Annotated in this window: 14 protein-coding genes and 1 pseudogene; 4 read left to right on the top strand and 11 right to left on the bottom strand. The window is 70.3% G+C overall.

The window, feature by feature from the left end:
* Positions 1–26: 26 nt before the first annotated feature.
* The 8 genes and pseudogenes from POL72_RS07365 to POL72_RS07330 all read right to left on the bottom strand — a co-directional run bounded on the left by POL72_RS07365 (position 27) and on the right by POL72_RS07330 (position 5,446).
* Entirely contained in the window at positions 27–656 is a 630-nt protein-coding gene (locus tag POL72_RS07365) for an SGNH/GDSL hydrolase family protein (RefSeq protein ID WP_272094314.1), read from the bottom strand.
* Between the two features lie 129 nt (positions 657–785).
* The gene (locus tag POL72_RS07360; RefSeq protein ID WP_272094313.1) at positions 786–1,193 is read right to left on the bottom strand and encodes a VOC family protein; all 408 of its coding nucleotides are present in this window, start codon (positions 1,191–1,193) and stop codon (positions 786–788) included.
* Between the two features lie 168 nt (positions 1,194–1,361).
* A pseudogene (locus POL72_RS07355) lies at positions 1,362–1,541 on the bottom strand (DUF6210 family protein); the annotation flags it as partial.
* Between the two features lie 33 nt (positions 1,542–1,574).
* Positions 1,575–2,114: a carboxymuconolactone decarboxylase family protein gene (locus tag POL72_RS07350; RefSeq protein ID WP_272094312.1), complete on the bottom strand. Its 540-nt coding sequence runs from the start codon at positions 2,112–2,114 to the stop codon at positions 1,575–1,577.
* 75 nt (positions 2,115–2,189) lie between these two features.
* Positions 2,190–2,654 (bottom strand): MarR family winged helix-turn-helix transcriptional regulator, encoded by a 465-nt coding sequence (locus POL72_RS07345; RefSeq protein WP_272094311.1) that lies wholly within the window; start codon positions 2,652–2,654, stop codon positions 2,190–2,192.
* 194 nt (positions 2,655–2,848) lie between these two features.
* Complete coding sequence (locus tag POL72_RS07340; protein WP_272094310.1) at positions 2,849–4,171, bottom strand: type 2 periplasmic-binding domain-containing protein; 1,323 nt, start codon at positions 4,169–4,171, stop codon at positions 2,849–2,851.
* A 62-nt stretch (positions 4,172–4,233) separates the two neighbouring features.
* Positions 4,234–4,962 carry a HEAT repeat domain-containing protein gene (locus tag POL72_RS07335; RefSeq protein ID WP_272094309.1) on the bottom strand — a complete coding sequence of 243 codons (729 nt, stop codon included), beginning with the start codon at positions 4,960–4,962 and terminating at the stop codon, positions 4,234–4,236.
* A gap of 82 nt (positions 4,963–5,044) precedes the next feature.
* Positions 5,045–5,446, bottom strand: coding sequence for a type II toxin-antitoxin system PemK/MazF family toxin (locus POL72_RS07330; RefSeq protein ID WP_276596391.1), 402 nt, complete (start codon positions 5,444–5,446; stop codon positions 5,045–5,047).
* A 295-nt stretch (positions 5,447–5,741) separates the two neighbouring features.
* On the opposite strand from POL72_RS07330, the gene POL72_RS07325 reads away from it, so the two are divergent.
* Positions 5,742–7,106, top strand: coding sequence for a serpin family protein (locus POL72_RS07325; protein WP_272094308.1), 1,365 nt, complete (start codon positions 5,742–5,744; stop codon positions 7,104–7,106).
* Positions 7,107–7,197: 91 nt separating this feature from the next.
* Here POL72_RS07325 and POL72_RS07320 read toward each other — a convergent pair whose 3' ends face one another.
* Positions 7,198–8,715, bottom strand: a complete 1,518-nt coding sequence (locus POL72_RS07320; protein WP_272094307.1) for a xylulokinase — start codon at positions 8,713–8,715, stop codon at positions 7,198–7,200.
* Between the two features lie 136 nt (positions 8,716–8,851).
* Between POL72_RS07320 and POL72_RS07315 the strand changes: the two genes are divergently transcribed.
* Together POL72_RS07315 and POL72_RS07310 are read left to right on the top strand one after the other, a co-directional pair.
* A complete protein-coding gene (locus POL72_RS07315; protein WP_272094306.1) occupies positions 8,852–9,886 on the top strand; it encodes a zinc-dependent alcohol dehydrogenase in 1,035 nt (344 codons plus the stop codon).
* Between the two features lie 158 nt (positions 9,887–10,044).
* Entirely contained in the window at positions 10,045–10,803 is a 759-nt protein-coding gene (locus POL72_RS07310; protein WP_272094305.1) for an SDR family oxidoreductase, read from the top strand.
* Between the two features lie 24 nt (positions 10,804–10,827).
* Here POL72_RS07310 and POL72_RS07305 read toward each other — a convergent pair whose 3' ends face one another.
* Positions 10,828–10,989 (bottom strand): hypothetical protein, encoded by a 162-nt coding sequence (locus POL72_RS07305; protein WP_272094304.1) that lies wholly within the window; start codon positions 10,987–10,989, stop codon positions 10,828–10,830.
* A gap of 613 nt (positions 10,990–11,602) precedes the next feature.
* Between POL72_RS07305 and POL72_RS07300 the strand changes: the two genes are divergently transcribed.
* Positions 11,603–12,157 carry an RBBP9/YdeN family alpha/beta hydrolase gene (locus tag POL72_RS07300; RefSeq protein ID WP_272094303.1) on the top strand — a complete coding sequence of 185 codons (555 nt, stop codon included), beginning with the start codon at positions 11,603–11,605 and terminating at the stop codon, positions 12,155–12,157.
* Between the two features lie 16 nt (positions 12,158–12,173).
* Here the strand turns inward: POL72_RS07300 and POL72_RS07295 are convergent, their stop codons facing one another.
* Positions 12,174–12,632, bottom strand: coding sequence for a hypothetical protein (locus tag POL72_RS07295; RefSeq protein ID WP_272094302.1), 459 nt, complete (start codon positions 12,630–12,632; stop codon positions 12,174–12,176).
* Positions 12,633–12,641: the final 9 nt, after the last annotated feature.

Raw genomic sequence — 12,641 nt, 5'->3', positions numbered from 1 at the left:
ACGAAGGTCCGCCCGACGCCCCGCCGTCAGCCCGCGGTCACGGTCGTCGCTCGCTTCTGGACCGCGGCGGCGCCCAGGGCGCGGACGAGCGCCTGTGCGATCTTCAAGCCGCCGGCGCCCGACGGCTCGATGGCGTTCGCGAAGTCTCCCGCCTCCGAGCAAACGAGGCGGAGATCGACGACGTCGAGCGCGCGCGAGAAAGCTTGGCGAAGGATGACGTCATTGAACATCATCAAGGCGATGCGAGCTCGCTCGGCCTCATCGGGAGCGAGGTCGCCGTTGTAGATCGTGCAGACCGTGGTCGGTCGACCGAGCGCGACGACCGCCTCGAGCGCCCACGAGTAGGATTGCTCAAACGCATCCACGCGCTCGCGGAACAGGTCGAGAGCCTCGGCCGTCGAGCGGACGGGCAGCCCGAGAATCTCAGCGTTCGAGAGCGCGTCGTTTCCGCCAAGCGAGAGGAGGACGTGGGTCGCGTCCTTCGGTATTCGATCGAGCTGGGGTCCGATATCGGAAGTGGTCGTGCCGTCGACGGCACACAGGGTGACTCGCCAGGAGGGTAAGAGAGCGCGGAGGTGCGAGGCGACGTCGGGCTCGCCATTGGTATACGCAAGATTGTCGAAGATTGAATCGCCCAGGAGAACGACAGACGGCATGATTCTCTCCCGTGAAATGAGTCGCAGCGGTTGGTTCGGCGGTCGGTCGGGTCGCTTGAGCGCCGCAGCGCGCTCCCGCGCCGTCGAGTCGGAGGACGAGAGCCCCGAGCGCTCGCACGGGCCGCACGGTCAATGTTCGTGGAGCACCGCCTCCAGCCGGTGGCCGTCGGGGTCGCGAACGAAGGACGCGTAGTAGCCGGGTTCGTAGTTCTCACGAATGCCGGGCGGCCCCTCATCGACACCGCCCTTGCTGAGGGCTTCCGCATGGAAACGATCGACCGCCTCGCGACTCGAGGCGGCAAAGGCGAGGTGGAAGCCGCGACCGGGAGCCTTCGCGTCAGCACCGGACGCGACGATGGCGAAGGGCGGCTCAGCTTCGTATCCCTCGGGCCCGTACCCCACGCTACGGGCGTTTTGCGAGAGCCGGACAAAACCGAGCGGCGCCAGACAGGCGTCGTAGAACTCAGCAGCACGCTCGAGGTTCTCGACACCGACCGAGACGTGATCGAAGACGAAGACTCTGGCGTCCTTGGGCATTGATACGGGGTACCCCTTGCGGTCGTCCGAGGCAAGCGAGAAGGCGCAGGAGGCCCTGTGCGAACGCGCCGGAGAGACCGGTGCCGAGCGGACAGCTGAAGACCGCCGAGGTCACGATGCGCCTGGTGTCCGCCGACGAGCGGCTCCGCCCGACGAGCGGGGCGCCCCTCAGTCCGAATTGGGCCAGGTGAGAATCCCAGGACGCGGGTACGGTCCGAACCCGGTGAAAGGACTCCAGTCCGGCTCGCCTTCTATCACAACGTGCACCCACGCTTCGTGCGAGTCCACGAGGCGCGCCCGGTCGGTCACGATGCCAGCAATGCGACGCTCGCGCAGGATGCGATCAACGACGTCGCCTTCGGCCCCGCGCCTCTGCGCGGATCAGCGCAGCGCGTGGGTGCGGGTCATCCGGTTCGCGAACGTCGACAGCGTGTAGGTGCCGATACCGACGATCACCTCCAGGGCCTGCTCGGCGGTGAAGCCCGCGCGGAGGAAGGCGTCGAGATCGGCGTCCGGCACCTCTCCCCGCTCGCGCAGCGTCGCCTCGGTGAACGAGGCGAGCGCCTGGAGGCGCGCGTCGGGCGCAGGCCTTCGCTCGAACAGCGCGGCGGCGACCTCGGGGGAAGCCCCCGCGCGGAGGAGCAGCCCGCGGTGCATCGTGCGGCAGAGATCGCAGCCGTTCTCGCCGGCGACGACCATCACCACGACCTCGCGCTCGACCGACGAGAGCGTGGCCCCCTCGAAGACCGAGAGGAGCTCGTCGAAGGCGCGCACCAGGAGCGGCGACGTCGCGAAACGCGCGGAGGGCAGCGGCAGGAAGCCGAACTTCCGCGAGGTCCGCTCCAGCGCGGGGCGGGCCGCCGCGGGCGCCGTGTCGAGCGTGTGCGCAGGGAAGTGAGGGGAAGCAGCGGTCTGGCTCATGCGGGTGTCTCCTGAATTGGTTGTCTATGCAATTAATTGGTCGTGAAGAAGGCGGCGCGGAGGGCCGTGATCCTTTCAGCCCTCGGGCTCGAGGTTCGCGAGGATGCGCTGCAGCGTGCGCCGGGTCGTGAGGAGATCCTCCTCCGGGATGCCGGCGCGCAGCGTGTCCACGAGGGCCATGGCCTCGCCCGACAGGGTCTTGCGCAGCGTTCGCCCGCGCGCGGTGAGGTAGACGAGCCGCGCCCGCCGATCCGTCGGGTCGAGCCGGCGCTCGACGAGCCCGTCGCGCTCCATGAGCGCCACGATCCGGCTCATCGTGGGCACGTCCCGGAAGGTGCGCTCGGCCAGGTGCGTCTGCGTGACGCCCTCCTGCTCCCACAGGCGGACGAGGACCATCCATTGCTCGGGCGTGATCTCGACGCCGTGCGCGCGGAAGCGCCGGTACATCGCGGCGCGGGAGGCGAGGTAGACGCGAGCCACCCAGTAGCTGAGCGCGTTGTCGAGGACGATCCCCCCTTCGGCCGTGAACTGGTCGCGCATGATGGCCCAGCATAGCGCGAAGTATTTGCTTGTCAATGCAACTAATAATGGGACGCGCCGCGCGGCCTCGCCGGGGCGCGGGACCGAGGGAGGCGGGCGCGCGTCGCAGCTGATCGAGCGATACGGCGAGGGGGGACGTGGAGCCGCTCGGCCCGCGCGCCGCGAGCCGGCCAGCCTCTCGAGCGACATGGCTCTCAGCGCGCCGCGAGCTGGGTCTCGATCAGGTGCACGAGCGCGCCCCGCCGCTCGTACATCGACGCGTGCGACGGAAAGGATCTCCCCGACTGGGCCAGAGGACGGAGCTCCGCGTAGAGGGCGTCCCTGGCGATCGGCTCGGCCTGGAACGCCGAGCTCGTGGCCGGCAACAGGTACCGCGGCACCGCGGCCGGCCCGGCATCCCTGGAGACGAGCAGATCGCGCACCACGTCGTCGCGGGTGATGAACTCCGCCCACGCGGCGGCCGCGGCATTGCAGGCTGAATCGCCGGAGCATCCCTTTCGCCGCACGAAGGCGTCGGTGAACAGGAGGGGCGTGGCGCTGGTCCCGAGCGGGATCGTCGACACACGCAGCCCCGCGACGGGCATGCCCCGAGCCTTCATGAGCGCGACGGTCCGATGCAGGCGCTCGCTGAATCCCCAGTACCCGATCGCGCGGCCCTTCACGAACTCCTCGACCGGAGCATCCTGCGTCTCGTCGTACGTGCCGTCGATGCATGGATTGTTGTCACCCTGCCGACAGAGCTCGGCGAGCTGCTTGAGCGCCGCTGTGCTGTCGGCGTCAAGGGGCGGCTTCAGGGCATTGCTCAGGGCCGCTGGATTCGTGGCATCGAGCCCGTTGTCGACACGCGCGTCCAGGTAGAGGGCGGGTAGATCCCAGCTGCTCACGAAGTTCCCGAGCAGGGGCTTCCCGCTCTCGCGCGCGGCCTTCACGAGGCCGGTGATGCTGGAAGCGGCATCGAGCTTCTCGGATCTCGTGACCAGGAAGAACCCGCAGGTGAGATGGGGGACACCCCACCAGGCGGGCTTGCCGCTTCCGTCGATCTCGGTGCTGCCTGCCCTCGCTGCGGCGAGGTAGTCGCGCTCCGGCACGGAAGGCCACGGCTCGAGGACGTCCGCGTCGATCAGATCCCCCAGCACCATGGTGTCGATCTCGACGAGATCGTAGCGACCGGACGCGAGCCATCCGGCGAGGCGCACCGGATTGTGGTAGCTGTCGTCGGACTTGACGAGGCGCAGCTCGAGATCGATCGCAGCATGCTGCGATTCGAACGCGTCCTCGATCATCTTTCGCAGGGACGCGAAGCCATCGCCGGCGGCGTCTGGGATCCAGGGGACGAGGGCGACGCCGAGCTTCGTGCGGCCAGGCTTGCCGCCGGAATCGGCCGACGAGGCCGCCGGAGGCGATGTGGGGGGCGGGCAGGGCATGTTGGCGGCGGAGGTCCCCGCCACGCCGCCGCAACCGGCAGCGGAGAGCGCGAGTACGGCGGTCCGCAGGCAGGCGCTCGGTCGTCGGCTCATGGTCATGTCGTCCATGGACGGAGGCGCTGGCATGGCCTCGCGTGTGCGGGAGATGAACCCGTTCAGGGTTCACCCTGGGTCGCACGAAGCTCCCGTACGAGTCGCTCGAGCGTGAATCTCGATTCATTCCACCAGGTGTCGCTTTGGCTGAGCCGGGAGGTTCGGTCCAGGAGCTCGTTCATCTCGGGCAACAGCGCGGACGCATCCCGTCCAAGGGCGGCGACCGCGCGCAACCAGCCCTCGAGCTGATAGGGGGCGAGCCGAGCGTCGAGCCGTGGACGTGACGCCGCAAGGACCGGCGCCAGCGGATGGTCATCGCCGCTGCGCGCGAGCGCCTCCACCGCCAGCCAGCGCACGGTGAAGAGCTCGTCGGAGAGCGCACGGCGGAGCGCCGGAGCCTGCTCGGGACACGGCGCAGCGCGCGCGAGCACGCGGGCCGCGGCGATCCGAACGGTGGGCTCCTTGCTCGTGAGGGCGTCGGCGACCGTACTCAGGACAGGACGCGCAGCCACCCCGGCTCTCGCGAGGGCGGCGAGGGCGGTTCGCTGGACGTTTGGATTGGATGCATGTATCCAGCGGGCCGCGCTCTTCACGCCACGCTCGGTCGGGGCGACCGGCGGCAGCCACTTCAGACATGAAACCGGGCGGCCCCACGCCCCGGCGAGCGCGAGCAGGAACCGCTCGGGCTTCGGCTCTTCCCCCGAGAGACGCTCGATCGCCGCATCGATTCGCGCCCGATCCTGGGCAAGCGCCGTCTTGAAGACGTCCTCCGGATCACCGTGGTGAGGCATTCATCCTCCTCCAAAGAAACCGCGCTCGTCCAACGTCGCTGCCTCGGTGAAGTCGACCTGCCCCACGAGGTGCATCTGCTCGCTACCGCCTGAAGAACGACGCCTGCTGGAAGCGCAGGCCGGCGAGGATCTGATCCACCCGTGCGTCGGACAGCGACCCGATCCGCTCGCCAAGGCGGGCCTTCTCGACCGAGGAGATCTGCGACACGACCACGACGCTCTGCCTGGGGAGGTTCCCTTCGCCCACATCGAGCAGGACATTCCCAGGCTCGTTCGCCCGGTGCAAGTTCGACGTCAGCGCGCACACGACCACGGTCGTGATGCGCGAGTGGTTGAAGACGTCGTCCTGGACCACCACATGGGGATGGGAGTAGCTCGGGACAGGCCCCCGCGAGTCGTCCGGCCCTATCCAGAATACATCGCCGCGATCGATCCGCGCCGAGCGCGTGCCAGTCGGTTCTCCTGCGCTCTCGTCCATCTTCATGTGCCTCGCGCTTCGGCCCGAAGGATGGTCCGTGGCGCACCTCGGCGCAACCCGCTCCTGCTGCACGGCCCTTCCAGCACACCGCGGGTCTGGCAAGAAGCACAGGCACATCGACCCCGCCGATCCATCGGTTGCGCCATCACCGGCCCCTCCCAGCTCGCCGGTGAGCACCGCGTACGGCTCATCTTGGCACAATCTGCTCCAGACTTGCCGGCTGCACGCGTGTCGCCGGGACCAACATGCGATTTTCGGCGCAAAAGGCGCTCTGGCACGCAGGCTGCTAATCCCTGGCATCATGAGAACATCAATTATCTTGGCGACCGTGCTCATGTCGGCTCTCGCGGGGTGCAGCTCGAACGATGGAGGCGGCACCGGCGGCGGTGGCCCGGACCAGGGAGAGGGCGGCTCGGGCCAGGGAGGCGACGGCGGGGCCGTCGAGTGCTTCGAGAAGAAGGCTGGATGCGTGCTGCCCTCGGACGCGGCGCGGATCGAGAGCCCGGTCGTCTCGGAGGAGGATCAGGTGTTGCTGACGCGCAACAACGCGAGCTTCGCGCTCGACCTCGGCCGCGTGCTCCCCAGCGCGAACGGGAACGTCGTCTACTCGCCTTACAGCATCTCGACGGCGCTCGCGATGACGTACGCGGGCGCGCGGACCACCACGGAGCAGGCGATGGCCGCGACGATGCGGTTCGAGCTCCCGCAGCAGCGGCTGCACCCGGCGTTCAACTACGTGGATCTCGAGCTCCACAAGCGCGCCGAGGGCTCGAGCAACGTCGAGGGAGGCGGGTTCCGTCTCCACACGGCCAACGCCATCTGGTCGCACGTCGATCTCGCGCTCGAACAGCCGTTCTTGAAGGTGCTCGGCGAGAGCTACGGCGCGCGCGTGCGGCTCGCCGACTTCGATGCCCCGAAGGAGGCAGAGGACCTCATCAACGCGTGGGTGAAGGACCAGACGGAGGGCATGATTCCGAAGCTCCTCGACAACAACGTGACCCCGGAGACGCGCGTCGTGCTCACCAACGCCATCTACTTCGACGCCGCGTGGCACACGCCGTTCAGCGAGGGCGCGACCAAGCCCGGCGCGTTCCAGCGCGGCGACGGCACGAGCGTCACCGCCCAGATGATGCACGGCACACAGGAGACGCGCTACGGCGCCGGCGACGGCTGGGAAGCGGTGGAGATCCCTTATGCGGGCACCCCCGTCTCGATGTTCCTCGTCCTGCCTGCCGAGGGGAACGCGGACGCGCTGGCGGAGTCGCTCGACGGCGCGGGGCTCGAGACGATCATCGCCTCGACGCAGTCGCGGTCGGTCGATATCACGATGCCAAAGTTCTCGTTCGGCACCTCGGCCTCTCTCAAGAAGGCGCTCGTGGATCTCGGCATGGGCGTCGCCTTTGGCCCCAGCGCCGACTTCTCGGGCATCATTCCGGGTGGAGGGGTCCAGATCCAGGACGTCATCCACAAGGCGGTCATCGACGTGGACGAGGCCGGGACCAAAGCCGCGGCGGCGACGGCAGTCCTCATCGCCGCCACGGGCGCGGGCTTCTTCCCGGAGCCCGCGGAGATCGTGCTGGACCGGCCGTTCTTCTTCTTCATCAGCGATCTGCCGACGGGGGCGCTCCTCTTCGCGGGGCGCGTCAACGATCCGACAGCGCACTGAGGAGACGTCGGCCAGGTCCTTCCAACCGTCGTCGGATCGGTAGGATCCTGATCACGACGCCTTCCGTGAAAGCTCGACCTCGCTCGTGCGCCTACGCCCTCGTGAAGGCCGAGAGGCGGCGCAGGAGCCCCGAGAGCTGCGGATACATGTCCCGGTAGATCCCCAGCAGCGCCGCGTAGCGTTCCCGGCGCGCGGGATCGGGATGGAACGTCGCCGTGGCGCTCCCGCGCATCGCCTTCGCGGCCGCCTCGATGCTCCCGGCCAGCCCGGCGCCGGCGGCCGCGCACATGGCGGCGCCCAGACAGGCGGCCTCGACCGTCTCGGACCGCTGGATGGCGACGCCCGTCGCATCGGCCATCACGGCGCACCAGAGGTCGCTCGCGGCCACGCCGCCGACCGCGGCGAACTCCGCGACCTCGATCCCCGCCGCGCCCCGCATCAGGTCCAGCACCAGCGCCTGCTCCAGCGCGACGCCCTCGATCAGGGCGCGGTAAACGTGGCCGCGCCCGTGCGCGTCCGTGAGGCCCAGGATCGCGCCGCGGGCGTCGGGATCCCAGTGGGGGTTCATGGCGCCCTCCCAGTAGGGCAAGAGCAGCAGGCCGCCGCTGCCGGGCGGCAGCGACGCCGCCTCGGCCTCGAGCGCGGCCATCGCGGCGCCGTCGCGCGGATCGACGCCCAGCTGGCGGCGCAGGTACCAGTCCGAGAGCAGCGCCCCGCTGCGCAGGCTGCTCTCCAGCACGTAGCCGCGGCCGGAGGCGCTGGTCATGGTCCGCCACGCCGGGTCCTGCCGCGGCTCCGGGGAAAAGACGCCGAAGACCACCGCCGTGCCGAGGTTCAGGTAGGCGCGCCGCGGGTCCAGGGCATCGACGCCGAGCCCGGCCATCTGGCCATCGCCGCCGCCAGCCAGCACCGGCGTGCCCTCGCGCAGCCCGGTCGCCGCCGCTGCGGCCGCGGACACCGCGCCGAGCGGCGCGCCGGGAGGGAGCGCCTCCGGCAGCCGGTCGGGCGTGATGCCGGCGGCGGCGCAGAGCTCCTCGGACCAGCGGTGCGCGCCGATGTCGAAGAGCGCGAGCGGATCGGCGCTCGCCCAGCTGGTGCGGGCGCGCCCGGTCAGCGCCTGCACGAGGTAGGCCTGCACGTCGCAGAAGAGGGCGGTGCGGCGGTGGGTCTCCGGCTCCTCGCTGGCCAGCCAGGCGATCTTGGGCAGCGCCGGGCCGAAGTCCGCGGCCTTGCCGGACAGCGCCCTCAGGCGGTCTTGCCCGATGCGGTCGATCAAGGCGCCGAGGTGCCCCCGCGCGCGGCCGTCCAGCCAGAGCATGGCGGGGCGGAGCGGCTCGCCGTCGGGACCGAGGCAGGCGAAGGTCTCGCGCTGGTGCGCGATGGAGAGGCCCGCGATGCGGCCCGGGTCCACCGCGGCGGTGACGCCGGCGACCGCCTGGCACAGGGCGGCCCACCAGTCCCGGGGATCCTGCTCGAATCGCTCAGGAGCCGGCCGGGCCAGCGAGAGCGGCGCGCGGCCGGCGGCGTGCAAGCGCCCCTGGACGTCGAAGGCCGCCGCCTTGGCGGCGGTGGTGCTCAGGTCGATGCCGAGGACGAGGTCGGCCCGCATGGCGCCGTCAGCGCCCCGGAACGCAGGATTGACAAGCGATCACCGGCGCAGACTACAGTACGGAATCGCGCCGGCACAATCGTCCAGCGCGGCCCTGCCGGGGAGCCGGCGGCGTCTTGAAAGGGAGTCTGGAACGGTGCGCGCAACCTTCATTCACGGCATCCGCGATGTGCGGCTCGGCGAGGTCGAACCTCCGCGGCCGCGCGAGGGCATGGTGACGATCCAGGTCGCGGGCTGCGGGATCTGCGGCAGCGATCTGCACTACTACCTGGAGGGCGGGATCGGCGCGGCGCAGGTCCGGGACCCCTTCGTGCCAGGGCACGAGTTCGCCGGCTGGGTCGTCGACGACCACCCGGAGCTCGGCCTCTCGAGGGGGCAGCTCGTCGCCGTCGACCCCGCGCACGCCTGCGGCCGCTGCGAGTGGTGCCACCGCGGCCACGTGAACCTGTGCCCGCACGTGGAGTTCCTGGGCGCGCCGCCGCTCCACGGCGGCATGGCGGAGCGGCTGGCGGTGCGCCCCGACCAGGTCGTGCCGGTCCCCCGCGGCTTCTCGGTGCGAAAGGCCGTGATGCTGGAGCCGCTGGGCGTCGCCGTCCACGCGATCGACCTGGCGCGGCCCCACCTGCAGGAGACGGTGGTGGTGCTGGGGTGCGGGCCGATCGGCCTGTGCCTTGTCCAGCTCGCGCGCCTGGCCGGCGTCGCGCGCGTCTTCGCGGTCGACCCCGTCGCGTACAGGGCCGAGGCCGCGCGCCGGCTGGGCGCGCACGACGTGGCGCCGAGCTTCGCGGCCGTCGCGGAGTGGACGGGCGGCCGGGGCGTCGACCTCGTGCTCGAGGCGACGAACTCGCCCGAGGGCTTCCACCACGCGGCCGAGGCCGCGCGCATCGGCGGGCGGATCCTGCTGGCGGGCATCCCCGACGGCGACCGCTACGCGCTGCCGGCGGCGCTGTGCCGCCGCAAGGGGCTGAAGATCAAGTTCTCCCGCCGCATGGGGCACGTGTACCCGCGGGCGATCCGCCTGGTCGCCGAGGGGGCCGTGGACGTCGAGTCGATCGTCACCCACCGGTTCGACCTGTCCGAGGCCGAAAAGGGCTTCCGCCTGCAGGCGGATTGCCAGGACGGCGCGCTGAAGTCGATCATCGTTCCGGACGAAGGCGACACGCCGTTCTGATCCGGGTCGTCGCGCGGGATCTCCGGACGGAGGGAGCGCGGCTGTCATTTTCCTTCGCCCCCTGTCACACGAGCTAGACCTACTTCGTCATCGACGGTGAGCGCGGGGTCACAGGAGCAAGGCGCCGGTCGCTCGCGTGACGGACAAGGGAGAAAGACATGAAGATCGTGGTTATCGGTGGAACCGGGCTGATCGGGACGAAGCTCGCGCGCAGGCTCCGCCAGCGGGGCCATGAGGTCGTCGCGGCGTCGCCCTCCACGGGCGTCAACTGCCTCACGGGCGAAGGGCTGGCCGGAGCGCTCGCAGGAGCCGAGGTCGTTGTCGATGTGGCGAACTCGCCGTCGTTCGAGGACAAGGCGGTCCTCGACTTCTTCGAGACCTCGGGCCGCAACCTGCTCGCCGCCGAGGCCGCCGCGGGCGTCAGACATCATGTGGCGCTCTCGGTGGTCGGCACCGATCGAATGCTCGTCAGCGGCTATTTTCGGGCGAAGATGGCGCAGGAGGCGCTGATCGAGGCCTCCGGGATCCCCTACACCCTCCTGCGGGCCACGCAGTTCTTCGAGTTCATGGACGGCATCGCGCGCTCCAGCGCCGACGCGGAGCGGGTCCGCCTCTCGTCGGCGCACCTGCAGCCGATCGCGTCCGAGGACGTCGCCGAGGCCCTGGCCGACGTCACGCTCGGGGCGCCCGTGAACGGCATCGTCGAGGTGGCCGGCCCCGAGAGGCGCCCGCTCGCCGAGTTCGTCGGCAAGTACCTGAGCGCGAAGAAGGACCGCCGCGAGGTGATCGCCGACCCGGAGGCGACCTATTTCGGCGCCCGGATCGACGATCGGTCGCTCACCCCCGACGACGGCGCGCGCGTCATGCCGACGCGCTTCGACGACTGGCTCGCCCTGTCGTCGGCCGGCGCAGCGTGAGGCATTCGAGTCTGTGAGGTGCAGTCAGCGCCGTTCGAGCGGCTTCACGACGAGCGCCCCGGTCTTGACATAGCGCTCGTAGACGACACGCAGCTCCGCGTCGTTGAGCCCCTGCTCGTCGTCGACGACGTAGACCCCGCGCTGCGGGTCGCGGTAGACGTTCGCCTTGAACTCCTCCCAGCTCATGATTTCGTCTCCGTTCGGCGTGGACTCGTCAGCTTCGGACGAGGAGGAGGGATCCGTGGCGCCGCAACCGGCGAGCGCGAGCGCCACCACGGGCACGCATAGAAACACGGAGAGGGAGCTCCCGATGCGGCTCCTGGGCAGACGCCCCGAAGACGATCCTTGATTCATTGAAACCCCTTTCGCGGTCATGTCACACGTTGTTTCAACCAGGAGAATCCTGCCGGCGGCGATTCGACATCCAGCGCCGCCAGCATCTGGTATATTTACACAGGAATCGAGGGACATGGAAGTCCCATGCGGGAGCTGCAGGGGCAGCTTGATCGCCGCCGGCGGGGGATGGCGTCCCGGCGGCGACTGCGCCTCGCGAGCCAGGAGGAGAACGTCGACGGCGTCTCGCATGCGACATGAGCCGCGACGCCCTGGGGCGACCCGCGCACGGCCGAACGCAACTTTTTCTACGCGTCCCGCCTCCTTGCTGGAAAAGCGAGTGATATCAACGGCTTGTCCACGCGTCGAAGGGGTCGACTCCGCTCCGGGGTCTGCGGGGTGGCGACGGGGTGATTTCCACCCGCTTCCTCTGTACCCTCCTCGTTCGCGGGGAGGTCTTCTCACGATGCTTTCGCTGCTCATCGTCCCTGGCTACAGCGGCTCCGGCCCTCGCCACTGGCAGACGCTCTGGGAGCAGAGGCTCTCCTTCGCGCGCCGCGTGGAGATGCCCGACTGGGAGCACCCTGACCGGCGCGCGTGGGTCGAGGCGCTCGACCGGGCGGTCACCGCCAGCGCCGAGCCCCCGGTGCTCGTCGCGCACAGCTGCGGCGTCAGCACGGCGGTCCACTGGGCGGCGCTGGGCGCGCGACCCGTGCGCGCCGCGCTGCTCGTCGCGCCGGCCGACACCGAATCGCCGAGCTACCCGCGCGAGGCGTCGACGTTCCACCCGCTGCCCAGCGGCAGACTCCCGTTCCCGTCGATGGTCGTCGCGAGCTCGAACGACCCGTACTGCACCCCGGAGCGAGCCGAAGCCTTCGCGCGCGCCTGGGGGAGCCGCTTCATCCATGCGGGGCCGTGCGGGCACATCAACGTCGACGCCGGCTTCGGGCCCTGGCCCGAGGGCGAGCGGCTCCTCGCTGCGCTGATAGGCGAGCCCGTCTCTCGGGTGTTTCGCGCTTGAGGCGGCGAGCGCCGTCTCAGCGGTTCTCGGCCTGGGCCGGGACCTCGAGGCGCAGCGTCCAGGCCTCGTGCGCCGGCACGCCCAGCGCGGCGAATGAGGGGAGGATCACGCGGTCGATCCGCTCGTAGAAGGCGCGCGCCGCGGCCGGGCGCGAGGGGATCCCGAGGTTCGGGCCGGAGGGCCGCGGCGCGTCGGGCAACGGGCCGCCGTCGGCCAGGCAAGGATCGGTGGTGTGCTGCTGGAGGACGTCGAGGATGCCGACGGACGCGGATTCGCCCACGCAGAACATCGATGCTGTCCACCGGGCAACGAAGAGATGGGTCGGGAGGCCGTTTCGCGGGAGCTGGAGATCCGAGGGGGCGAGGGTCGCTCCGTGGTTGCCGCCGAGCGCCTCGGCCGCGCGTGCGCACAGCTCGGTGTGGCGAGCCTCGTCCTGGAGGAGGCGCGAGGCCGCGGTCGTGACCTCCAGGGGCAAGCGCAGCTC

Origin of the sequence: Sorangium aterium (genome assembly GCF_028368935.1) — a bacterium.
GTDB classification, from domain to species: Bacteria; Myxococcota_A; Polyangia; order Polyangiales; family Polyangiaceae; genus Sorangium; species Sorangium atrum.
The sequence above is the reverse complement of the archived record's forward strand: the minus strand, read 5'-3'. Positions and strand labels throughout refer to the sequence as shown.

What these genes read in the sequence shown, in the direction of transcription:
- POL72_RS07365 (WP_272094314.1), bottom strand. Translation starts at nt 656, where the DNA reads ATGCCGTCTGTCGTTCTCCTGGGCGATTCAATCTTCGACAATCTTGCG.
- POL72_RS07360 (WP_272094313.1), bottom strand. Translation starts at nt 1,193, where the DNA reads ATGCCCAAGGACGCCAGAGTCTTCGTCTTCGATCACGTCTCGGTCGGT.
- POL72_RS07350 (WP_272094312.1), bottom strand. Translation starts at nt 2,114, where the DNA reads ATGAGCCAGACCGCTGCTTCCCCTCACTTCCCTGCGCACACGCTCGAC.
- POL72_RS07345 (WP_272094311.1), bottom strand. Translation starts at nt 2,654, where the DNA reads ATGCGCGACCAGTTCACGGCCGAAGGGGGGATCGTCCTCGACAACGCG.
- POL72_RS07340 (WP_272094310.1), bottom strand. Translation starts at nt 4,171, where the DNA reads ATGAGCCGACGACCGAGCGCCTGCCTGCGGACCGCCGTACTCGCGCTC.
- POL72_RS07335 (WP_272094309.1), bottom strand. Translation starts at nt 4,962, where the DNA reads ATGCCTCACCACGGTGATCCGGAGGACGTCTTCAAGACGGCGCTTGCC.
- POL72_RS07330 (WP_276596391.1), bottom strand. Translation starts at nt 5,446, where the DNA reads ATGAAGATGGACGAGAGCGCAGGAGAACCGACTGGCACGCGCTCGGCG.
- POL72_RS07325 (WP_272094308.1), top strand. Translation starts at nt 5,742, where the DNA reads ATGAGAACATCAATTATCTTGGCGACCGTGCTCATGTCGGCTCTCGCG.
- POL72_RS07320 (WP_272094307.1), bottom strand. Translation starts at nt 8,715, where the DNA reads ATGCGGGCCGACCTCGTCCTCGGCATCGACCTGAGCACCACCGCCGCC.
- POL72_RS07310 (WP_272094305.1), top strand. Translation starts at nt 10,045, where the DNA reads ATGAAGATCGTGGTTATCGGTGGAACCGGGCTGATCGGGACGAAGCTC.
- POL72_RS07305 (WP_272094304.1), bottom strand. Translation starts at nt 10,989, where the DNA reads ATGAGCTGGGAGGAGTTCAAGGCGAACGTCTACCGCGACCCGCAGCGC.
- POL72_RS07300 (WP_272094303.1), top strand. Translation starts at nt 11,603, where the DNA reads ATGCTTTCGCTGCTCATCGTCCCTGGCTACAGCGGCTCCGGCCCTCGC.